At 64.2% G+C, this 20,153-nt stretch carries 21 protein-coding genes; 7 read left to right on the forward strand and 14 right to left on the reverse strand.

The window, feature by feature from the left end; genetic code table 11:
* The first annotated feature begins 218 nt into the window (after positions 1-218).
* The gene (locus tag VN634_12825) at positions 219-1,673 is read left to right on the forward strand and encodes a glycosyltransferase family 39 protein (GenBank protein HXC51766.1); all 1,455 of its coding nucleotides are present in this window, start codon (positions 219-221) and stop codon (positions 1,671-1,673) included.
* A 1-nt stretch (position 1,674) separates the two neighbouring features.
* On the opposite strand, the gene VN634_12830 is transcribed toward VN634_12825, so the two are convergent.
* The 12 genes from VN634_12830 to VN634_12885 form a co-directional block, all read right to left on the reverse strand.
* The gene (locus VN634_12830; GenBank protein ID HXC51767.1) at positions 1,675-2,145 is read right to left on the reverse strand and encodes a hypothetical protein; all 471 of its coding nucleotides are present in this window, start codon (positions 2,143-2,145) and stop codon (positions 1,675-1,677) included.
* Positions 2,146-2,249: 104 nt separating this feature from the next.
* On the reverse strand, positions 2,250-2,633 hold the full coding sequence (locus VN634_12835) for a hypothetical protein (GenBank protein HXC51768.1): 384 nt from the start codon (positions 2,631-2,633) through the stop codon (positions 2,250-2,252).
* A gap of 1,711 nt (positions 2,634-4,344) precedes the next feature.
* On the reverse strand, positions 4,345-4,998 hold the full coding sequence (locus tag VN634_12840; protein HXC51769.1) for a superoxide dismutase: 654 nt from the start codon (positions 4,996-4,998) through the stop codon (positions 4,345-4,347).
* Positions 4,995-6,647: an FAD-dependent oxidoreductase gene (locus tag VN634_12845; GenBank protein HXC51770.1), complete on the reverse strand. Its 1,653-nt coding sequence runs from the start codon at positions 6,645-6,647 to the stop codon at positions 4,995-4,997. The genes VN634_12840 and VN634_12845 overlap by 4 nt, the downstream gene beginning before the upstream one ends.
* A gap of 90 nt (positions 6,648-6,737) precedes the next feature.
* The gene (locus VN634_12850; GenBank protein ID HXC51771.1) at positions 6,738-7,109 is read right to left on the reverse strand and encodes a YtxH domain-containing protein; all 372 of its coding nucleotides are present in this window, start codon (positions 7,107-7,109) and stop codon (positions 6,738-6,740) included.
* A 60-nt stretch (positions 7,110-7,169) separates the two neighbouring features.
* On the reverse strand, positions 7,170-7,550 hold the full coding sequence (locus VN634_12855) for a hypothetical protein (protein HXC51772.1): 381 nt from the start codon (positions 7,548-7,550) through the stop codon (positions 7,170-7,172).
* Positions 7,551-7,555: 5 nt separating this feature from the next.
* On the reverse strand, positions 7,556-7,756 hold the full coding sequence (locus VN634_12860) for a hypothetical protein (GenBank protein HXC51773.1): 201 nt from the start codon (positions 7,754-7,756) through the stop codon (positions 7,556-7,558).
* A complete protein-coding gene (locus tag VN634_12865) occupies positions 7,753-8,016 on the reverse strand; it encodes a hypothetical protein (GenBank protein ID HXC51774.1) in 264 nt (87 codons plus the stop codon). The genes VN634_12860 and VN634_12865 overlap by 4 nt, the downstream gene beginning before the upstream one ends.
* The gene (locus tag VN634_12870; protein HXC51775.1) at positions 8,006-8,479 is read right to left on the reverse strand and encodes a hypothetical protein; all 474 of its coding nucleotides are present in this window, start codon (positions 8,477-8,479) and stop codon (positions 8,006-8,008) included. The genes VN634_12865 and VN634_12870 overlap by 11 nt, the downstream gene beginning before the upstream one ends.
* A gap of 112 nt (positions 8,480-8,591) precedes the next feature.
* Positions 8,592-8,765 (reverse strand): DUF1328 domain-containing protein, encoded by a 174-nt coding sequence (locus VN634_12875; protein ID HXC51776.1) that lies wholly within the window; start codon positions 8,763-8,765, stop codon positions 8,592-8,594.
* Positions 8,766-8,807: 42 nt separating this feature from the next.
* Positions 8,808-9,029, reverse strand: a complete 222-nt coding sequence (locus VN634_12880) for a CsbD family protein (protein ID HXC51777.1) — start codon at positions 9,027-9,029, stop codon at positions 8,808-8,810.
* 374 nt (positions 9,030-9,403) lie between these two features.
* The gene (locus VN634_12885; GenBank protein HXC51778.1) at positions 9,404-11,311 is read right to left on the reverse strand and encodes a DUF6600 domain-containing protein; all 1,908 of its coding nucleotides are present in this window, start codon (positions 11,309-11,311) and stop codon (positions 9,404-9,406) included.
* Positions 11,312-11,577: 266 nt separating this feature from the next.
* Between VN634_12885 and VN634_12890 the strand changes: the two genes are divergently transcribed.
* Positions 11,578-11,967 (forward strand): hypothetical protein, encoded by a 390-nt coding sequence (locus VN634_12890; protein ID HXC51779.1) that lies wholly within the window; start codon positions 11,578-11,580, stop codon positions 11,965-11,967.
* 75 nt (positions 11,968-12,042) lie between these two features.
* Positions 12,043-12,216, forward strand: coding sequence for a hypothetical protein (locus tag VN634_12895; GenBank protein ID HXC51780.1), 174 nt, complete (start codon positions 12,043-12,045; stop codon positions 12,214-12,216).
* 148 nt (positions 12,217-12,364) lie between these two features.
* Here VN634_12895 and VN634_12900 read toward each other — a convergent pair whose 3' ends face one another.
* Positions 12,365-14,647, reverse strand: a complete 2,283-nt coding sequence (locus VN634_12900; GenBank protein HXC51781.1) for a hypothetical protein — start codon at positions 14,645-14,647, stop codon at positions 12,365-12,367.
* A gap of 42 nt (positions 14,648-14,689) precedes the next feature.
* The gene (locus VN634_12905) at positions 14,690-15,235 is read right to left on the reverse strand and encodes a GNAT family N-acetyltransferase (GenBank protein ID HXC51782.1); all 546 of its coding nucleotides are present in this window, start codon (positions 15,233-15,235) and stop codon (positions 14,690-14,692) included.
* 63 nt (positions 15,236-15,298) lie between these two features.
* Between VN634_12905 and VN634_12910 the strand changes: the two genes are divergently transcribed.
* The 4 genes from VN634_12910 to VN634_12925 all read left to right on the forward strand — a co-directional run bounded on the left by VN634_12910 (position 15,299) and on the right by VN634_12925 (position 20,107).
* Positions 15,299-15,574 (forward strand): hypothetical protein, encoded by a 276-nt coding sequence (locus tag VN634_12910; GenBank protein HXC51783.1) that lies wholly within the window; start codon positions 15,299-15,301, stop codon positions 15,572-15,574.
* Positions 15,575-15,744: 170 nt separating this feature from the next.
* The gene (locus tag VN634_12915) at positions 15,745-18,072 is read left to right on the forward strand and encodes a tetratricopeptide repeat protein (protein ID HXC51784.1); all 2,328 of its coding nucleotides are present in this window, start codon (positions 15,745-15,747) and stop codon (positions 18,070-18,072) included.
* A gap of 17 nt (positions 18,073-18,089) precedes the next feature.
* Positions 18,090-19,130 (forward strand): HAD family hydrolase, encoded by a 1,041-nt coding sequence (locus VN634_12920; GenBank protein HXC51785.1) that lies wholly within the window; start codon positions 18,090-18,092, stop codon positions 19,128-19,130.
* Complete coding sequence (locus VN634_12925; GenBank protein ID HXC51786.1) at positions 19,127-20,107, forward strand: hypothetical protein; 981 nt, start codon at positions 19,127-19,129, stop codon at positions 20,105-20,107. The genes VN634_12920 and VN634_12925 overlap by 4 nt, the downstream gene beginning before the upstream one ends.
* The last annotated feature ends 46 nt before the right edge of the window (positions 20,108-20,153 follow it).

Consider the following 20,153-nt stretch of genomic DNA (forward strand, 5'->3'; position numbering starts at 1 on the left):
CCGCCGACCCCTTCCGGTTTCAAACCGCAGTGCAGCACGTCGAAGCCGGTCATCTTGTGTGCGCGCAGCACCAATGACAAATCGCGGGGCGACCATTTTATCGGGTCGCAACTGCTTTCCCGCCGGCATTCGACGTGCACACTGACGAAAGACGAAACGCGGCCGGCCACGGCTCGAACAGACGAGCCGCCGTTGCCGCGAGTCTTCTCGGAATCGCCGTGGTCGCCGCGTTCGCTGCGTCACGGCTGGTGACCGTGGCGGTGCCGTCCGAGCGTGAATACGACGAGGGCGTGTATCTGCTGTCGGCGCGCGCCGTCAATCATGGGCACGAGCTTTTCTCGGATGTGTTTTCGTCCCAGCCCCCGGCTTTCCTCGAATCGCTCGCGCTCAGCATGCGTGTCGCCGGCGACAGTCTGGAAACCGGCCGGGTCTTCATCCTGTGCTTTGGCCTGCTGGCGCTCGGCTCGATCGCATCGATCGCGCGCCGGCTTTACGGGATATGGGCGGCACCGGTGGCCGCGGCCGGCCTTGCGATCGGCGCCACATTTCTCGACCTGTCCCACCTCGTGCAGGCCGAGCTGCCGTCTCTCGCGATCGCACTCGCAAGCCTCGCAGCCTGCCTGGAGGCGCGCGCGCATTCGTGGAGTCGCGGCTGGCTGATTGCCACGGGGGCGCTGTTCGCGCTCGCCGCGCTCTTCAAGCTGTTCATCGTGCCGTTCGCTGTGCCGCTTGCCTTTCTGCTGCTGCTTGCTCCCGAGCGCGATGATGACCCGGCCTGGAGCCTGGACGGGCGCGGCCTTCTGCTCTTGCAGCGCGCGGCTGGACGGATGCTGCTCGTAGCGGGCGGCGCGGTCGCGATCGGATGCATCCCTCTGTTCTGTTACGACATCGGGGCGCTCTTCGAACAGACCGTCTCGTTTCAGCTCGTCAAGCACGAGGTCTACGAGCTCAACCGGCAGGCCAACCTCATGCGCTGCTGGAAGCACATCGCATCGGAGCCGACTCTGGCGATCAGCGCTGCGGTTGGCGGGCTGTGGCTGATCCGCCACAACCGGCTGATCTTCGCGTGGCTGCTCGGCTGGCTCGTTGCGAGCCTCTTCGTGCTGATGGAGCAGACGCCGCTTTTCTGGCGGCACTTCGTCCTGCTGGCACCGATCGTGGTGCTGGCAGCAACGTCACTTCTCTCGCCGCTGACGGACCAGCGAGGCCTCTCGAGCGCACTTCTCGTCACCATGTCGCTGCTCGGCGTGTGGTCTTATCCGTCGATCGCAACCCCGGCCGGCGTCTTTCCGCTGATTCCGCAGCGGCAATCGGAAGAGACCCAGGCAACGTCGATTCGCGCCGTCGCCGCATGGATCGGCGAGCACTCCGATGCTGGCGATCTCGTCGCCGGGGACGATCCGATGGCAATCTATCTCGCGGGTCGACAGTCGCCGCCCGGGCTGTGCGACAGCTCGCGGGCCAGGATCAACTCCCAATCGCTAACGCTCGCAATCGCACGCGAGCAGAGCGCAACCGCTCGCATCATCGTTCTGCGAGATGACGGGCGGCTGTCACGCCTGCCCGGATATCCCGCGTGGCTCGCGAAGAACTATTCCAGGGAGAATGCACCGCCAGGAACTTTAAGGAGCTTCTGGGTCCGGACCGCGGCACCCGGCCACACGAACGAGTAAGTCAGCCCGCGTTCCAGCGAAGCACGACGAAAGCGGTCATGGCGACGAAGCACACGAGATGCGCGCGGCAGATTTCGCGCGCCAGCCGGGATTGTTCGGAAGGCGGATCTTTGCGGGTTCCGAGCCGGATCGCACTCGGAAAGATCCGCACGAGCGCAAGCGTGATGGGAACTCCGCAGAGTGCAAGAGAGATCCCGTCGACTACTCGAGTTCCGCCGGACGCGGCGAGCTTCGAAACCAGAATCACGACCATCGCGGCCATCACGGCGCCCACCAGATGGTTCATCGGCGACGCCGTGGTCGTGACGCGCCTGTAGTACGAAGCGATCCCCGCCAGCACGTCGTCCGCGAGCACATCGGATGCGGCGCTGCGCCGCTCACCTGCGCGGCTGAAGACGAGCACGTCGAACATCAGATCCATCCAAAGTACGGCGAGAAGAAATCCGCCGCCTACTCCCAGAAAGAAGTTCATCGGTCGAGTTCGATCCTGCAAGTCCGTTGTTCGCAACGCCCAAAACGAAAACGGGGGGCGTCCGTGTGGACGCCCCCCGCTTCTTACGATCCTTCAGCCAACGCTCAGTTCTGCGTTGATCCGAAGACGTTCATCGAACCCTTGGTCAGCGTGCGGGTGTCTCCGCCCGTCGCACAACCGAGGATGATATCGACTTCGGCAGCGTTCCCGCCCACCGGCGTGTACTGGCTGTTCAGTGCGATGACACCCTTGGCCGTCGTCGTCGAGTTGCCCAGGAGCAGCGTCTCCGACGAATCGAGCGGGGTCTGGACATCGTTCTCGACCGCGATCAGCGTGCAGCTTACCTGCTTCGCCCCATTCGCAAACGGTGAGTTCACCTTCGCGCTGATGAGGTAGTTCGAGGCACCCGTCACGTGCTGCGAGAGCACGTCCGTGGTCGTTGCGCTGATGCCGGCCGAGTTGAACTTCTGCGTCCAGCCCGGTGACATTCCGTCCTTGCCGGCTGCTCCGGTGGGACCGGTTGCGCCGATCTGACCCGGAGGTCCTTGCGCGCCCGGAGGTCCGGCGATGCCGTCCTTACCCTGTGCGCCGGCCGGGCCGGTTGCGCCGGTCTGTCCCGGAGGACCCTGCGATCCCGGAGGACCTGCGACGCCGTCTGCGCCCTTGGCACCGGTCGGGCCGGTTGCGCCGGTCTGTCCCGGAGGACCTTGGGCTCCCGGAGGTCCGGCAACGCCGTCCTTTCCGTTCGCGCCTGGTGCACCCTGAGCGCCGGTCTGCCCCGGAGGTCCGGTGGATCCCGGAGGACCAGCAACGCCGTCCTTGCCATTCAGTCCCGGAGGTCCGGTGGATCCCGGAGGACCGGCAACGCCGTCCTTGCCCTGCTGTCCCGGAGGACCAGTGGCTCCCGGAGGTCCAGGAATTCCGTCCTGTCCCGGAGGACCGGTCGATCCCGGAGGACCGGCAACGCCGTCATGTCCGTTCTGTCCCGGAGCGCCAGTCTGTCCCGGAGGACCAGTGGCTCCCGGAGGTCCCGGTACGCCATCGTGTCCCGGAGCGCCGTCCTTGCCGTCGAGGCCAGGATTACCGTTGAGTCCCGGAGGGCCGAACGGACCAACCGGGCCAGTCGGACCGGTGGCTCCCGTAAGACCGATGGTGCCCTGCGGTCCGGTAGGACCGGTCGGGCCAGTCGCACCGACTGCGCCAGTCGCGCCGGCCGGGCCGGTCGCGCCAGCGGGGCCGGCTACACCCTGGGGTCCGGCTGAACCTTGCGGTCCGGTGGGGCCAGCTGCACCCGTGGCGCCAGCTGCGCCTGTCGCGCCAGCAGGTCCGGTCGGTCCCGGAGGACCGCCAAACTCACCTTGCGGGCCAGTCGGTCCGGTCGGACCGGTTGCACCCACAGCACCTGCCGCGCCGCTCGTGCCCGCCGGACCGGTAGGCCCAGCGGGACCTTCCGGTCCACGACAATCGCCAACGGTGCAGAAGGTGTCACCATCGGTGTCCTCTTCTGCATCACAGGCCGAATTGCTGTTCGTATCCCAGCACAGCGTGCCGGCGATAATCGGACAGCCTATTTCCACGTTTTGACCGACTGCGAAACGCAGCAGCCTCAAAGCGTCAGTTGCAACAACGGTCCCGCTGCCGTCGACATCGCCGCAGACTTCCGTCGCGGCGAGTGCACCTGTCGCACCAAGCAGCACCGCTGACAGCGCTGCTGCAGAAAATCCCATTCTTTTCATATACGAACTCCCCAGACCTCCCGGCGAACGAGTGTTGCCTACTAGATGAAAGAGCGAGGAGTTTCGCCCTTTCGCTTTCAATTTCCTACCTTCTAAGCGCCCGTATGTAAAGCACGATGAGCCCGTAACGCTACGTCACGGCACAAGTTCTGCCCGGGGAGTGAATCTCCCCACAGAAAACGACGGGTGCAGCCGCGAGCGGTTTTGACAGGAATAGGCGACTGCGTACGTGCGGGAAAATTGCCGCGCCGAGGCACGCCGAGAGGTTCCTTGAACGATTGTGAAGGAGCCCGCATCCCTGGACACGTGGAAACGGACGCCGGCATGCCCGGGGACGAAGACAGATCCCGGGGTTTTGCGGCCTGAGAGTCTGAGCGCGGAATGGGATGCGGCCGGCCGGATCCTCGACGCCACGCGGCATTACGCCATCAAGAATCCGGGCGGGCGCTGTCGGCGGGCGTAGTCAGGCGAACCGACGGACGGGAGCCGACGCCTGTTCCGGTTCGAGTGCCAGGTCGAGCGTACGCACCTTTGCAAAGCGTCGCGCGACGTCCTGCCAGTTGACGATCTTCCAGAACGAGCTGACCCAGCTCGCCTTCACGTTCTGGTATTGCAGGTAGTACGCGTGTTCCCACATATCGAGCACGAGGAGGGGCACGGTCCCGTTGCCGATGTTTCCCTGGTGATCGTAGATCTGTTCGACGACGAGGCTGTGGCTTACCGGTTCCCAGGCAAGCGCGCCCCAGCCCGAGCCCTGCACGTTCAGTGCGGCTTCCGTCATCTGACTGCGAAACGCATCGACGGAGCGGAACGATTCGCGAATCGCGGCCTCGAGCTCACCGTCCGGCTCGCCGCCGCCTTTCGGACACATGTTGTTCCACAACAGCGAGTGCAGCACATGGCCGGAAAGATGGAAGGCGAGATTCTTCTGCAGCTGATTGATCGCGCTGAAGTCCTTCTTCTCGCGCGCTCCTTCGAGCTTCTCGAGAACCGTGTTGGCTCCGTCCACGTAGGCCGCGTGATGCTTGCTGTGATGAAGCTCGAGCACTTTCGCCGAGTAGTGCGGCTCCAACGCCGAGTAGTCGTACGGCAGCTCCGGAAGTGAGTATGGTTTCATCTTGAACCCCTTTGTCCTGTGTCGACGTCCCGCGACTCACGAGTCCCATATGCGGGCAGATCGCCGACCTCGGCATGCTGTGCAGCAATGTCCGTCTCGGTACGAGGCGGTTCGACGGGTTTCAGATCGCTGTTAGCGGGTCCGGTGACGACGCGTCCCAGCGCGTCGAATCGTGACCCGTGAGCCGGGCAGTCCCACGTGTGCTCCGCCGAGTTCCACTGCACGACGCCTCCGAGGTGGGGACACATGGCCGAGAATTCGTGGACCGTGCTGTCCTCGTCCCGATAGCACGCGACTTTCGTCAAACCGCGTCGCAGGATCGCACCACAGCCCGGCATGAGCTCGCCGGCGCTCGCGACTTCGCCTGGAGTCAGCCAGTCGGTGTACTGCCACGCCGTATTCGAATTCTCCCGTGCATATTCGATCGCGGCCTTGAGCGTTTTGCGTGACGGATCGTAGAGCCTGGCCCATGGATTTTCTCTCTGCAGGATCAGATCGCTGAGCAACATCCCTGCGATCGTTCCGTGTGTCATGCCCATCCCGCAGTCGCCGGTCGCGATGTAGACGTTCTCGGCGTCGAGCGGGTTGCGGCCGATGAATGCAAGGCCGTCGATTGTCTCGAAGACCTGGCCCGACCAGCGATGCGTGACGCCGCCAACGATCGGAAAGCGGCTGCGCGTCCATTCCTCGAGGTTACGATAGCGTTGCGGAGCGTCGTCGCTCTGTCCGGTCTTGTGGTCTTCGCCGCCGACGATGAGCGTGTCGTATCCGTCGGCGCCGTGCCTTCCGTCGCCGGCCGGAGACAGCCGCACGTAATGATAGGGATCCTGCGTATCCCAGAAGAGCGCCCGCGGCGCCGCACCGGCGGGTACCCGTGCCGAAATCACGTACGAGCGATAGGCCGCCTGCTTGGTATGGATCGCGACACGATCGTTGATCGGTGTGTTGGTCGCGACGACGACCGCCGCAGCAGCAATGCTGGGGCCCTTTTCGGTTCGAACGCGCGCCTGGCGTCCGCCGGAAACCTCGGTCGCGTGCGTATCGCAGTAGATGCGGCCGCCGCAACGAACCAGCGCTGCCGCCAGGCCCGACAGGTACTGGAGCGGATGAAACTGCGCCTGGCGAGGAAACCTCAGGCAGGCGCCGATCTTCGGATGCTCGAATGGAGCCTGGGCAAGCAGCTCGAGTCCTTCGATACCGATGCGACGGGCGACTTCGAGCTCGCGCTCGAGCATCTCGAGCGGATCCCCGGGCGCGAGGAACAGATATCCATCGAGGCGCTCGAACGCGCAGCTGATCTTCTCCTGTAAACTGAGGTTTTCGATGCAATCGATCGCGGCGCTGTGGCTGTGCGCGGTAAGTCGCGCGCCCTCTTCGCCATGAAGCCGTTCGATTTCGTAGTACCTGGCATCGATCGCGTTCGACAGGTGCGCGGTGGTCCTTTCGGTTTGGCCTCCGCCGATGCGGCCGTTCTCGATCAGCACGACAGACTTACCGGCCTTCGCGAGAAGATAAGCGGTGGTAACACCTGCAATCCCTGCGCCGACGACACAGACATCGCACGAGGCATCTTTCGTCAGAGGCGGAAAGTGCGGCGTCGTCGCCGTCGACATCCAGAGTGAAGTGCTTTGGGCGTCAAGGATGGACATGGCGAGGTCTCCGAACCGGCCGACCGTGCGCCTGGTGCGCGCGGCCGGCCGGTGGCTTTCGGACGGGACAGAACCGGGCGGATCAGCGAATCAGATGTTGCGCCCGCCCGTAGTCCCCGAGTACGGGGTGCGGTGGCTCGTCTCCGAGGTCTGGCCGCTCTGCGACGACGACTGGCCGGCCAGTTTGCGCGCTTCTCCCGCGTAGTCCTCCGCCATGTCTTTTGCCTGCTCGCCCCACTCCTGGGCCTTTTCGCTCAGGTCACGGCGCAGCTCGGAACCGGACTTCGGCGAGAACAACAACGCGAGGCCTGCGCCGAACAGCATGCCGGTGCCGAACACGCCAAGCATCGGCAGGATGTCGGTGTTTCCACCGAGATAGGAACTGCTGCGGCTCTGCAGGCCGACGGCGCTGGCAATGTCTTCTCGTGACGGAAGCGATTGAAGTAGCTCTTCGATGTTCATGATGTCTCCTTGTGCCTTCGCGGTTCGTACGATTCGGATGGACCGTGTTCGTTGAATGAATCAGTGACGGGTTGGAGTGGGAGCTTCGCCCATCTTCCCGGCTGCGGCCCACGTACCCATTTCGCGGGCCGCGACGGCCAGCCCGAAACGAGTCGCGAATCCGAGCATCAGCACAGTTAGACGCGAGCTGAGCCCGCCTCCGAGGACGTAGCCAATGCCGGCAGCAGCAGCCAGGGTTGCAACCGGGCGCTCGCGAACGGTGTCGGTCAGAAAGGTCTGCAACTCACTTCTGGCTTCCTGCACGTGTCCCACGAGCTTCTGCGCATCGCCCTGAAGCTGGCGTCCACGGTTGGCCAGCGATTCGCGCGACGCGTTTCCGGAGCGACGACGCTCATTCTGTTCATCGGATCCGTTGGTGACCTGGTTTCTGGTTTCAGACATTTCCACTACCTCCTCGAAAACATGCGCGCCACGACGAAGCCGAGACCCAGCGCGGACAGCACCGCGGTGACCGGGCGCTCCTCGACGAATTTCTGCAGCTGTTGCTCGATGTCCGTCGCCGTGGACTTGAAGATCTCGATATCGGTCTGAAGGGTCTGCGAGAGTTGCCGTAGAGGCCGACTTTCCGAGTTGCGTTCCGTATTCATCCTGTTCTCCTTGATGGCATGGGTATGGGCAGGTAAACGGACTCTTTGTCTCTCCTCATCCCGAGCCAGAGGCCGACGCAGAATGCGCCGGCGACCCAGGCGAACGGGCGGGAACGAATGTACTGCGCGATGTCGAGCTTCTGCTCGGTTGCTTCTGCGAGCTCGTGCATCGCCTCCAGAAGTTCTTCTTCGTCTTCCTCGATGCTGTGGAGCAGCTCTTCTTTCCGCTCCGATACGTCTCCGCCGTTCTCATTCGCCATGTTCCTGGTCTCCTGAGCTCCGCCGGATGTTCTGGACCCGATCGGTGTGTTCGTCTGCCACCTCGCCGCCGAGGGTCGGCAGGTTCTTTCTCAACGCCACAAAGACGACGACCGCAGCGATGCTCGCGTTGACTGCGGCGTACACCGCGAGGTGCATCGGCATGCCTCTGTGCGGCAGCAGATAGAGAACGGTGCCGGCCAGCCCTGCGAACCACGCCGCCAAGCCCACAATCACGCCGAACGTGATCAGCCCGGCTTTGGTGATCAGCGCGGAAATGAGCTCGTGGCTTTCGAGCGTAACGAGGTCGATTCGTTTGCTGATCACCCGCTGGGTTGCAGAAGCGAGCTTCTCGAGTGCGGCGGGGACTGACGGGGCCGGAACCGGCGACGGTTCGGGGATCGGGCGACGTTCCGGAACCTCGGCGATACGCGGGCCCCTCCTCTGTTCAGCGTGATTGGCCATCGTCATTCACCTCAGGGACGGACGTGCCGTCTCTCTTGCGTGTCAACCCGACATTGGTCGATGGCGCCGGTGCGATGCATTCGCTGCGAACGATCGCACCGGCGCCGGTTCGTCAGACAGTAATGTTCCTGCCGCCACGGCCACTCAGCAGAGCCACGGCCAGGAAGACCACCGCGAGCACGGCGAACAGCCAGCCGATCTGCGCCGACAGGCCGGCCACGCCGTTGAAACCGAGAACCGCGGCAATCAGAGCCACGACGAAGAAAACGATCGCGTAATGTAACATGGTGAACTCCTTGGACGGACCCTTCTGCGTCCGCCGCGTGGGCTAGTGCTTGAACGACCCGCGGTCGTCGAGCTCGCTCTCGAACTTGGCGATCTCGTCCTCGACCGCATCCTTGGCCATGCCGTACTTCTTCTGGAGCATGCCCGCGAGCCTGTCGCGTTTGCCGCCGATTGTGGTCAGCTCATCGTCGGTGAGCTTGCCCCAACGCTCCTTGACGCCGCCCATGAATTCCTTCCAGTTGCCTTCGACTTGATCCCAGTTCATTCCGTTTCTCCTTGTGGCTCCGTGAGCTTCGGGTAGCCACGGATCCGGTCTTCTCGTCGACATGACCTGACCACTTCCGCGCGCTGATCCCGTCACGAGTCACGCGCGGCTTTCTCTTCACTGCTGCAATCTCCGTCCGTGCAACGCACGACGTCGATCTATCTGAAATTACGATAAACGAGCCATCTGGTGCCGTGAAGACGTGTTCGCAATTCTCGGCGCCATCAGGGTCATCACCTGATAGAGGGAAACCTCCACGCGCGAAGAATTCGCGGCCGCTCACGCGCGCGCGTCAGACTCGAACGCGCCTTCTCCGAACCGCGTACGCTCATCGCACCACGCGAGCGCGCGGCACGATGAGCGCAGGAATGAGATCAGTGTCGCCCGTGGGCAGGGCCGAATTGACCGGACTGCGGCGAGCGCGGCCCGAAGTCTTGTGATGCAGACCCTCGTTCCGAATGTTGCATCGCCGGCTGCGACTGATGCTGCATTCGCGGTTCGACCTGCATCGATCGCGGCTCGCTCTGACGCATCATGCGCGGCTCGTTCTGATAACCACGCGGTTCGCTTTGACGCATCATGTGCGGCTCGCTCTGCGGCATCCGCGGTTGCTGCATGCGTTGCTGCGGTATCCGCTGCTGCTGCATGCGTTCCTGCTGGAAGCGCTGCTGCTGCATGCGCTCCTGCTGGAAGCGCTGAGGCTGCATGCGTTCCTGCTGTTGCATCCGTTCCTGCTGGAAGTGCTGCTGCATGCGCTGCTGCTGGGGCGCAGACTCCCGCTCCGGACGGCGCGCCGGAATTTCCCTCTGCGCGGGCTGCCGTTCCGAGCGTTCGATGCGAGCCGGGCTTGACCGATCCGACTCTACGCTGCGTCCTCGCGATGCCGGCTCGCGACGATTGAGATTGTCGTCACGCCGCATCGGCGCGGCACCGTGCGTGCGTTCGGACGGCTGCATGACTTCTTCCTCACGGTCGACTCCGCGCCCGCGCGGAGCTCGATCGTCACCGCCGGCAGCTCGGCCGCCGCGCGGAGTTACCTCGAGGCCAGTCGTTGCGTCACCGCGTCCGCGCGGTGCCACGCGCTCCTGGCCCGGCGCAGTGTCGCCGCGTCCGCGCGTCTCTTCCTGCTCGCCGGTCGGCCACAGCCGCTGCTCGTTTCGGTCACGGCCCGTTGCCTGGCCGCGCGACGTTCCAACGGTCGGCGTGCCGGCGTTCCCGAAGCCGCGGCGGTTGTCTTCCCGCTCGATCAGCTCGGGCGCGCCGCCGCGCTCGTTGTCCTTTTCTCGCGGACCACGCTGCGCAGTGACCGCCGCCTTCTCGCGCGCGGGTACGCGATCGAGACGCGCCTTTTCCTGTCTGATCGTGTCTGCCTGCCGCACCTCACGAGGAGCCTTCGCAATTCCCAGTCTGTCGGGTGTCTTGTCGCTGCGTTCTTCGATGCGGGGTCGGAAAACCTCGAAACGGTCGCCCTTGAGCGCGCCGCGCGTCGGACGATCGGCATTCTCGAGTCGCACCTGTCTGACTGGATGCGCAGCGACACGCTCGATGGTGCTGCGGTCGATGCTGTGTCCGATACGATCCGGACTGTCGCCGTCCCATCGCGTGACGTCGCGTGACCTCTCGTAGACGCGGTCACGCTCCGCGCGATCTCTCAGCATCACACGCGAGATGCGCGGCGAGGTGAAGTCGCGATCGCGACAGAACACCCAGCGGTCCCAGTCACGTCCACGATGGCGATGGCCCCAGTCGTCATCGTATCCCCAGTGATCCCACCGGTACTCTGGATAGATATCGAAATAGACCGGCCAAAGTGGTGCCCATCCGACGTATCCACTCTCTATGCGCCAGTCGACCCACGCCGGCGCCCATATGCGTCCCGGCACCCAGGTCCAGCCGTAGATCGGATCGAAATACCATCTTCCATAATGATAGGTCGCCCAGCCCCACGGCTCGTACGAAGCCCACGTCCAACCGACATCGTCCGCCCATACCCATTGCCCTTCGGTATACGGCCGCCAGTCGACGGCAACTCTCAGCGGACGCCACACCCAGCCGAAGTCGGCCTGGAAGTACCATTCTCCGTAGGGCGCGAGCTCCTCATAGAAGTACGAATCGTCGACGATCTGAGCGACAGCGTCGCGCGGCATCGCGAGATCGACGATCAGTGCTCCAGAGCTGCAACCAAGAAAGATCGCCAGCAGCACGCTGCGGGTGATCGCGGGGCTTTGAAACGAAATCCCGATGGCATTCATCACATGACTCCAGCGGGGCCAATAGCCCACGTTAAATCCGGTCCGCCGCTATCCCGGACGAGTACACGTCATCGTGCGATTCACGTGTCGAGTTTAAGCACGAAGTCCATGCGCGAAAAGATCTCCTCACTCAGACGTCACGCACATGGAAAAACATTCGATGCGCATTCACCCGAACGCGTTCACCCGTAAGCGGACTTTAACGCGCCGCTTACCTTGCAGGCTTGGATGCTCAATGTATCGTTGACGTTGTCCCGATTGTTTGTCCGGGGCCCAGCTCAGAAGGAGATACTCAAATGAAAATGCAACGCATCGTTACCACCATGACACTCGGCCTGGCGCTCGGCTTGTTGGCGAACGCCTCGGTCAGCTATGCAGACATGGAAAGCACGACGACCACGAAGAGCACGACGTATTCCGGCGTCGTCTCGCAGGTAGACCCGTCGTCTTCCACGATCATTCTCAAGTCGGAGAGCTCGCCTTCTCCGGTGACATACACGTACTCGAAAGAGACGACGTTCGTGGATTCCACCGGACGCCCGGTCTCTGCGGACGTGATCATGAATTCGCCGGTGACGGTGGAGTACTCCACGGAAGGCGGCCGCACGATCGTTCGCCGCGTCGTTCAGACCGGCCCTGCGCGCACGACCACGAAGACCACGCACACCGAGACGGAAACCCGCTGATCCGTCTGGCGGAGTTCCACTGGGCTCGGGGCAGTGCCTGACGGGCACTGCCCCGAGCCCATGAAGGAGAGCATCATGAAAAAGCTTATCAGCGTTTTTGGACTGCTCGCGCTGGTCGTCGCTGTCGCCGGTTGTGGTGAGCATCGCCGTGTGACGACAACGAGCAAGGAAACGATCGAAACGGCACCGATGGACCCGGTTGTCACCGAAAGCCGCACCACGCACACCGAGACTCACACCAGCCACTGACCAACTGGCGATCGGTCGCGACCCGCGCGCGACCGATCCGGCGACAGCCATCCCTTTCAGAACGCAGGTCGATCCGATCGAATGACGCAGCGACGGCAGCGGGCCAATGCCCCGCTGGCCGTCGCGACTTCGGTCGCATTCGCCGGAATCACGCCCGGCGCGTGGAGAACACGAAAGCCATCGCGTAGAGAACCAGCGCGAATACGTAAAGGCTGCGGAAGCCGAAATACATCGAGTTGTATTCGAGAAACCCGCCGACCATCGCGCCGAAGAGGTTCGACGACAGCGCGCTCGATACATCCCCTTCCCTCGCGACTTCGCTCGAGAACGCAAAGCCCGAAAAGAACATCGGCAGCGTCAGCACGGCGACCATGACGATGCGTGACAGGACGGGCGGCATGCCTGAGAGAACCTCGCCGGATATCGCCAGCCCGAGAAGCAGAGACGCCGCCAGAAGGCCGTACGCAATCGGATCCGGCATCCGGCCACGCCGAAGGATGATGCGGTTGGCCAGGTACGCCATGGTGAGGATGCCGGCGATCACCACGCTGATGACCTGCCACGTATTGCCGAGCGTCAGGCCAAGCTCGGTGATGCTCTTGGTCTCGACCAGCATGAACCCGGCTCCGAGAAAGAACGCCACCGGCTCGAATCGCGAGGTTCCCGCGGGCAGAAGCTCGCGAATCATGACCACCGAGACAAGCAGCAGCAGCGCGATCACGACGACGTACGTCAGAGGGTAAGTTCGCCTCGCCATGTAAAGGAAAGGCCAGTCGTCGGTGGAGACGGCAACGGGGGCGGATATGGCCTTGACCGTCGCGGTGATGTTCTTGAGCGGAATGCCTGTCGGCAGCATCATCCCTTCGCCGATCACGAAGCTGGTTCCGAAATCGTAGCCGGTCTCGAAGACGACCGGCTCCAGGCCGTCGAACGCCTGCGTGAGCATGTCGTACATTTTGCGACCCTGCTCCCAGTTCACGAGGCAGAACGTCATGACCAGCAGCCCGCCGGGTTTGAGCCGTGCACGGGCCTCGCGGAACGCCTCGACGGTATAGACGAAGCTGTCCAGCCGCACGCTCGTCATTCCCGAAAGCTGTGCGTGCGAATCGAGCAGCCCGTAAACGACGAGGTCGTAGCGGTGGTCCGTCCGCCTGACGAACGAGCGCGCGTCCTCGACAACCGGGCTTACGCGTGGATCGTTGTACGGATCTTCCGGATGAAGCCGGCGCCCGACATCGAGAATCACCGGATCGATCTCGACCGCATCGACGTGACGTGCGTTTCGCCGCAGCGCCGCAGCCACGTCGTTGCCCGTGCCGCTACCGACGACCAGGACGTCGGCAGGATCCGGGCGCACGACATACGGAAGCTCGTAGTACGCGGCAGCAATTTTCTTCTTCGGATCGGACGTCTGGGCAGCGGCGCTCAGATCGACGATGTGCTGGAAGTACGAGTGATTGGCGAGAATCTGCACCGGCTGGTCGCGCCGGGTCTCGATCGCCAGCACCTGATACGGCGAGTACACGTACGAGAGGTCGACCGACAGCGGCATCGCGAGCATCCACGCCACGGCTGCGACGGAGGCGATCGTCGGAGCCACCGTCCATGCGCTGGCGCCGCGCGCCAGCACGACGCCGAGCCCAAGCGCCGCGACCAGGATCCACACGGCCGGAGGGCTCCACAGATAGCCGAGAAGCGTAAACGCGAGAATGCCGGCGAGGCTGCCGAGAAGGTTCGCGCTGTAGGCCACGAGTGGCAATTCGCGCCGCATCAGCCGCGCAGCGAGCTGGCCGAGTGGAAGACACGTGACGACGGTCAGCGTGAAGACGAGGAGAAGAAATCCGTATGCGATCAGGACGGCGCCGAACGAATGGACGCGCGCGAAACCCATCGCGCTCTGCTCGAGGACGGGGTTGCGCAGGTGGTCGTGCAGGGTCGTCTGGCTCAGCCCGTATAGCACGAGGAACTGCAGCGCGATCGCCGGCATCACGAGCGGAGTCATCAGCGGCCGCATCGATCCGCGAGCGTAACCGAGGCCCAGCCCGAGGAATGCAGCCAGCAGGCTTACATTCTTGTACAGGGCGAACAGCTGGAACATCGACGAGTGCCAGCGGATCAGCATCAGCTCGATGAACAGCCCGAGCGCACTGGCGAGCATGATCCAGGCGCCGAGCCGGGCCGGCTCGATTGTTTCCACGGCCTCGTCATGACGGTCGAGCGCAGCCGCCAGGCGCGGCCACCACCGCGAAGCGTTGCGGCTGGCAATCGTCCAGGCTGCCAGCAGCGAAAGCGGTACCGCCGAGAGGATGAGCGCGGTCGACAGATCGTCCAGGCCGTGGGTGAGCTCGCCGCCGACAAACAGCGCGATGCCGACGAGGAAGACGGGAGCGGCCGGCCACCGCGGCGCCGAAACGGAACTCGATAACGACATGGAAGAAGAACTTTTTACGCGAGATGGGCGAAGCCAGCCAGCCTATCGGCGCAAAGACTTGAAGAAGATCGTCGTCGGGCATGGCCTGCCGTCCGGCCACAGCGCGTAGTCCGGGATCTCGCCGCACCGCTGCCAGCCGCTGCGCGAGTAGAGCCGGTACGCGTCGCTGCCAGTCACGGTGTCGAGCACGAGGACCGTCCTGCCCGCCTCGAGAGCCTCGCGTTCGACTGCTGCAAGCAGCGCCGCGCCGATGCCGCAGCGACGCGCCCGTCGATGCACCTGCATCTTGGCGACGTCCGCGCGGTGAGGCTGGTTCTCGAAGGTCGCGGGAATCAACGTAACGGTGCCCACGATCCCGGCGGTGTCCTCGGCGACAAGCAGGATCTTCTCGCCGCGCGACACGCCCGCGGCGAGGCCGTGCCAGAAAGCGTGCGCGTTCTCGCGGGAGACGGGCTGCAGAAAACCGATCGAGGCGCCGCCTTCGACGCAGTCGATCGTGACATCGGCAAGACCACAGATGTCGTCCTCGCCGAGGATGTCGACGCGGCGGATTCGGAAGGCGGCGTTCTTTTTGTCATCGACGATCAAGAATGGCTCCTGTCGTGTGATCGCGCACACGTGCGAACCTTGCGTAAGCTCGGTGCGGGCTCAATGATCGCGCGCTCCATGAATGTCGAGTTCTTCGTGGTCGGCGTCGCGCTGATTCTTGTTTCCGCGGCGCTGTTCGTCTGGCGATCGCTGCCGCCGTGGATTCTCGCGGTCGCAGGGTTTGCTCTTGCGATGGCCGGCCGGCCGGGGATCCTTGGCATTCATCTCCGGCAGCCGCAGAGCGAGCGCGAGGCGTGCGAGTGGCGATGCGATGCCCTCTATGGACATCGCAATGAGCTGGGCTCGAAGTTCGCGCTCTGTGTCGGGACCTGTCCGTAAGACATCCTGCCTGGCAACCGACGTCGGCTACTGTCGCATCCTCGCGCACACCACCGCTGTCCTCATTTACACTTTACGCGTCGCGGAAGTAGGACTCGAGGATGGGGAGCGGGCGAAAAGCTCGTGCCTGGGTGCACGGCCTTGCGAGTTTCGGGCTGGCCCGCTTGGCGGTGCCTGCTGCGCTCGGGTCGCTGCTGGCGCGCGACGTCAATGCAGCAGACGCAACTCCACCTGCATCACCGGCACCGATCGCCGCGAACGCCGGCTACGTCGGCAGCGCGTCGTGCCGTCCATGCCATGAAGCCCAGTACGTGGCGTGGAAAGGCTCGGATCACGACCTCGCCATGCAGGACGCAACCGAGGCGACCGTTCTCGGCGACTTCGACGGCGCAGCCATAGACGTCCACGGCGTGACGTCCACGTTCAGCCGGCGCGACGGCGGATTCCATGTCCGAACCGATGGACCCGACGGTGCTCTGGCCGACTACACGGTGAAGTACACGTTCGGCGTGCGCCCGCTGCAGCAGTATCTCGTCGAATTTCCGGGCGGGCGGCTGCAGGCTTTGCCACTCGCCTGGGACTCGCGCTCGAAGCAGGACGGCGGGCAGCGCTGGTTTCACCTGTACCCGAACGAAAAGATCGACCATACCGACCAGCTCCACTGGACCGGCCTGTACCAGAACTGGAATCTCCAGTGCGCGTCGTGCCATTCGACCAACCTGCGCAAGAGCTACGATTCGAAGTCTGGCGGCTATGCGACCACGTGGGCCGAGATGAATGTCGCGTGCGAAAGCTGCCACGGGGCGGGCGCCGACCACGTGGCATGGGCGACAGACGCGCACCCTCCGTACGCGGCCGAGGACGCGAAAGGACTACGGGTGCTGCTGCGACGCCCGAAAGACGCGTGGCGATTCGAATCGGCCGATGCGCGCTATGCGACGCAGGATCCCGCTGCAGCGGCCGATCGCGCGGCGGCGAGCAAACGCATGAACGTCTGCGCGGCGTGCCATGCGCGGCGATCGGCGATCACGGAAGATTCAGTCCCCGGCGCGCCGCTCGAAGACTCGCAGCGCCTGCATCTGCTGACCGAGCCGCTCTACTTCGCCGACGGCCAGCAGCACGACGAAGTCTATACCTGGGGATCTTTCCTGCAGAGCAAGATGTTCGTGCGCGGAGTCACCTGCACCGATTGCCACGATGCACATACGCTCAAAACACGGGGGCAAGGCAATGCGCTGTGCGCGCAGTGCCACAACCCGGCCGTGTTCGACACCACGGCGCATCATTTTCACCAGAGCGGCAGCAAGGGTGCCGAGTGCGTCGCGTGCCACATGCCTTCGCGCAACTACATGGTGATCGATGCACGGCGCGATCACTCGCTGCGCGTGCCGCGCCCCGATCTGGCCGGGACGCTCGGTACGCCCGACGCGTGCAGCGGATGCCATACGGATCGAACGCCGAAGTGGGCCGCCGATACGATGGACACCTGGTACGGCGCCAAGTGGAGAAGCCGACCGGAAAGCGGCTCGACGCTGCACAAATCCGTGACCGACGGCGCGCGGGCGCTGCCGTCCCTGCTCGCTCTCGCCGGCGACGCCTCGCGGCCGGCGATCATTCGCGCCACGGCGGCTGACCTGGCCGCGGCCGTGGTCCGCCCCGACGCCTTGTCGCCGGCGCGCGCGCTGCTGGCAGATCCCGATGCGATGATCCGTAGCTCCGCGCTGGAGCTGCTCGAGCCGTTTGACGCTGACATACGGACGACTGCGGTTGCTCCGCTGCTCACGGATCCGATCCGGGCCGTTCGCACCGAAGCGGCGCGCATCCTGGCCGATGTCCCGGATGAAAAGCTTTTGCCGGAGCAGCGTCCGGCGCGCGAATCCGCACGCAACGAATATCTTGCGTCCCTGCAGATGGATGCCGATTGGCCGGCGGCTCTCGCCAACCTCGGTAACTTCCGGCTTCGCGAGGGGCACACGGACGAAGCGATCACCGCGTATCGGCGTGCGTTGACCCTCGATCCGCATTTCGCAGGCGCCTACGTCAATCTTGCCGATGCGTTGCGCGCGCAGGGCAACGACGTCGATGGCGAGAAGACGCTGCGGCTCGGGCTCGCCGCCCTGCCCGACTCAGCGGCCCTGCATCACGCGCTCGGTCTGCTTCTGGTGCGAGACGGCGACAAGGCGACCGGCAGTGAAGAGCTCGCCAAGGCGGCCAATCTCGAGCCCGCGAGCGCGCGCTACGCTTACGTCAATGCGGTGGCGCTGCAGTCGGCGGGAAAAACGGCAGAAGCACTCGCTGCGCTCGTCGACGCCGACCGGCGTCACCCCTACGACCTCGACATCCTCGGCGCCCTGGTTTCGATCCATCTCGACGCCGGCCATCCGGAGGCGGTGCTCCCGTACGCACGAAAGATCGCGGAAGTGCTTCCCGACGATCCCGCCGTCCGCCAGTTGCTTGGGCGGCTCGAAAACGCGACTTCACCGCAGCCGCATCTGTAAAAAAACGGAATGACCGCATGAAAATCGATACCTTCGCGCGAGCGGTGACGCTCGGCGTGCTTGCCGCGGCAACCGCGATTGCAACGACGAGTGCGCACGCCGACGACGCTCTGCCATCGTGGAAAGACGGCAAGGCGAAGTCCGCCATCGTCGAATTCGTCAAACGTGTGACCACGCCCGGGCCCGACTTTGTTCCAGTGGCCGAACGGATCGCGACGTTCGACAACGACGGCACGCTGTGGGCGGAGCAGCCCCTGTATTTCCAGCTCGAGTTTGCGTTCGATCGCGTCAAGGCAATGGCGCCGCAGCATCCGGAGTGGAGGCAGACCGAGCCGTTTGCTTCGCTTCTTCGCGGAGACGCCAAGGCAGTGCTGGCCGGCGGCGAGAAGTCGATTCTCACGATCCTGATGGCGACGACCACAGGAATGACCGCGGCCGAGTTCGACCGGATCGTGCGCGACTGGATCTCGACCGCGAAGCATCCGGGCACGGGCCGGCTCTATACCGAGATGGTTTACCAGCCGATGCTCGAGCTGCTCGCCTGGCTGCGCTCGAACGGCTTCAAGACGTTCATCGTTTCGGGCGGCGGCACCGACTTCATGCGGCCGTGGACCGAGCGCATCTACGGGATTCCGCCGGAACAGGTGGTGGGCTCGACGGTCAAGACGGTGTTCGCCATTCGCGACGGCAAACCGGTGCTGCAGCGGCTCCCGGAGATCGGGTTCATCGACGACAAGGAAGGCAAGCCCGTGGGAATCGCCACCCACATCGGACGGCCTCCGATTCTCGCGTTCGGCAATTCGGACGGAGATCTGCAGATGCTGCAGTACACGTGCAGCGGCAGCGCGCTGCGCCTGTGCGTCTATGTTCATCACGACGACGCGAAGCGGGAATGGGCGTACGACCGCAAGGCTTCGATCGGTCGCCTCGACAAAGGCCTCGACGAAGCAGGCGCCCGGCACTGGACCGTGATCAGCATGAAGGATGACTGGAAGCGCATTTTTGCGTTCGACGGCCAGAACGGAACTCCGGCGTCCACGCCAAAAGGACAACGATGAAAGCACGCAACCTGATGCTCGCCGTCGCCGTTTTCTGCTTCGCGGGTCCGGCACACGCGCAGCCGAGCGCCGACCAGGTTCTGACGGATATGGGGCTGTCGGCCGCCGACAAACAGCGCGTGCTCGGCGGAGAGTTCGTCACGGGCGACGTGGCGCCCGTTTCGGAACGCGATCTGTCGATCTCGATCGCGTTCCTCGTCAAGACCGGCCCGGACGCACTGGCCGCCGAGATATCGTCGGGCGATCTGCTGCGCGTCGATCCGCAACGGAAAGCGCACGGCGAATTCAAAGGCGACGGCACGATGGCGGACCTTGCCGGGCTGCAGATCGATGCCGGCGCTGCTTCGAGACTATGCGACGCGAAAGCCGGGGAGGCGCTCAATCTTTCGACGGCGGAAATCGGATTCTTCCATGCGTTGCAGGGCGGCCCGCCTGCGGCCGTACAGACACAGCTTCAGAAGATGCTGCTCGCCCGCTATCAGGCCTATCACAGCACCGGCCTCGCGGGGATTACTCCGTATGACCGCGGCGGACGGACGACCGACCCTGCCGACGATCTGAAGAAGGCCAGCTCCGCAGCGGCCGAGCTCGAGAAATACCTGCCGTCGCTCCGAAACGTGCTGCTCGGCTACCCGGATGCGACGATGCCGGGGATGAGCGAGACCTGTCGCTGGATCAAATACAACATCGACGGCGCCGACACGTACGTGCTGTCGCATACGATGCTGGCTCGCGACGGCCAGGCGCGCCTCGTCGTCCAGCGTCAGTTCTACGTAAGCACCGGTTACAACGGCGAACAGGAGATCGCAGGTCTGCTGCCGGTGCCGAACGGAACAGTGGTCGCCTACTCGAACCACACGTTCACCGATCAGGTCGCGGGATGGGGCGGATCGGCCAGGCGCAGCATCGGACGGCGAATGATGGAAACGAAGCTGCAGCAGATCTTCGACCGCGAGCGCAAGCAGGTAGCGCACTGAGCTCCAGCACCGCGCGATCGTAGAATTCTTCCGTCGATGGGTCCGG

Source organism: Candidatus Limnocylindrales bacterium (assembly GCA_035571835.1).
Taxonomy (GTDB): domain Bacteria; phylum Desulfobacterota; class Binatia; order UBA1149; family CAITLU01; genus DATNBU01.

Excerpts from the sequence above, each read along its gene's own strand:
- VN634_12830 (HXC51767.1), bottom strand. The coding sequence starts at position 2,145 with ATGAACTTCTTTCTGGGAGTAGGCGGCGGATTTCTTCTCGCCGTACTT.
- VN634_12835 (HXC51768.1), bottom strand. The coding sequence starts at position 2,633 with ATGTCACCGGGCTGGACGCAGAAGTTCAACTCGGCCGGCATCAGCGCA.
- VN634_12840 (HXC51769.1), bottom strand. The coding sequence starts at position 4,998 with ATGAAACCATACTCACTTCCGGAGCTGCCGTACGACTACTCGGCGTTG.
- VN634_12845 (HXC51770.1), bottom strand. The coding sequence starts at position 6,647 with ATGTCCATCCTTGACGCCCAAAGCACTTCACTCTGGATGTCGACGGCG.
- VN634_12850 (HXC51771.1), bottom strand. The coding sequence starts at position 7,109 with ATGAACATCGAAGAGCTACTTCAATCGCTTCCGTCACGAGAAGACATT.
- VN634_12855 (HXC51772.1), bottom strand. The coding sequence starts at position 7,550 with ATGTCTGAAACCAGAAACCAGGTCACCAACGGATCCGATGAACAGAAT.
- VN634_12860 (HXC51773.1), bottom strand. The coding sequence starts at position 7,756 with ATGAATACGGAACGCAACTCGGAAAGTCGGCCTCTACGGCAACTCTCG.
- VN634_12865 (HXC51774.1), bottom strand. The coding sequence starts at position 8,016 with ATGGCGAATGAGAACGGCGGAGACGTATCGGAGCGGAAAGAAGAGCTG.
- VN634_12870 (HXC51775.1), bottom strand. The coding sequence starts at position 8,479 with ATGGCCAATCACGCTGAACAGAGGAGGGGCCCGCGTATCGCCGAGGTT.
- VN634_12875 (HXC51776.1), bottom strand. The coding sequence starts at position 8,765 with ATGTTACATTACGCGATCGTTTTCTTCGTCGTGGCTCTGATTGCCGCG.
- VN634_12880 (HXC51777.1), bottom strand. The coding sequence starts at position 9,029 with ATGAACTGGGATCAAGTCGAAGGCAACTGGAAGGAATTCATGGGCGGC.
- VN634_12890 (HXC51779.1), top strand. The coding sequence starts at position 11,578 with ATGAAAATGCAACGCATCGTTACCACCATGACACTCGGCCTGGCGCTC.
- VN634_12895 (HXC51780.1), top strand. The coding sequence starts at position 12,043 with ATGAAAAAGCTTATCAGCGTTTTTGGACTGCTCGCGCTGGTCGTCGCT.
- VN634_12900 (HXC51781.1), bottom strand. The coding sequence starts at position 14,647 with ATGTCGTTATCGAGTTCCGTTTCGGCGCCGCGGTGGCCGGCCGCTCCC.
- VN634_12910 (HXC51783.1), top strand. The coding sequence starts at position 15,299 with ATGATCGCGCGCTCCATGAATGTCGAGTTCTTCGTGGTCGGCGTCGCG.
- VN634_12920 (HXC51785.1), top strand. The coding sequence starts at position 18,090 with ATGAAAATCGATACCTTCGCGCGAGCGGTGACGCTCGGCGTGCTTGCC.
- VN634_12925 (HXC51786.1), top strand. The coding sequence starts at position 19,127 with ATGAAAGCACGCAACCTGATGCTCGCCGTCGCCGTTTTCTGCTTCGCG.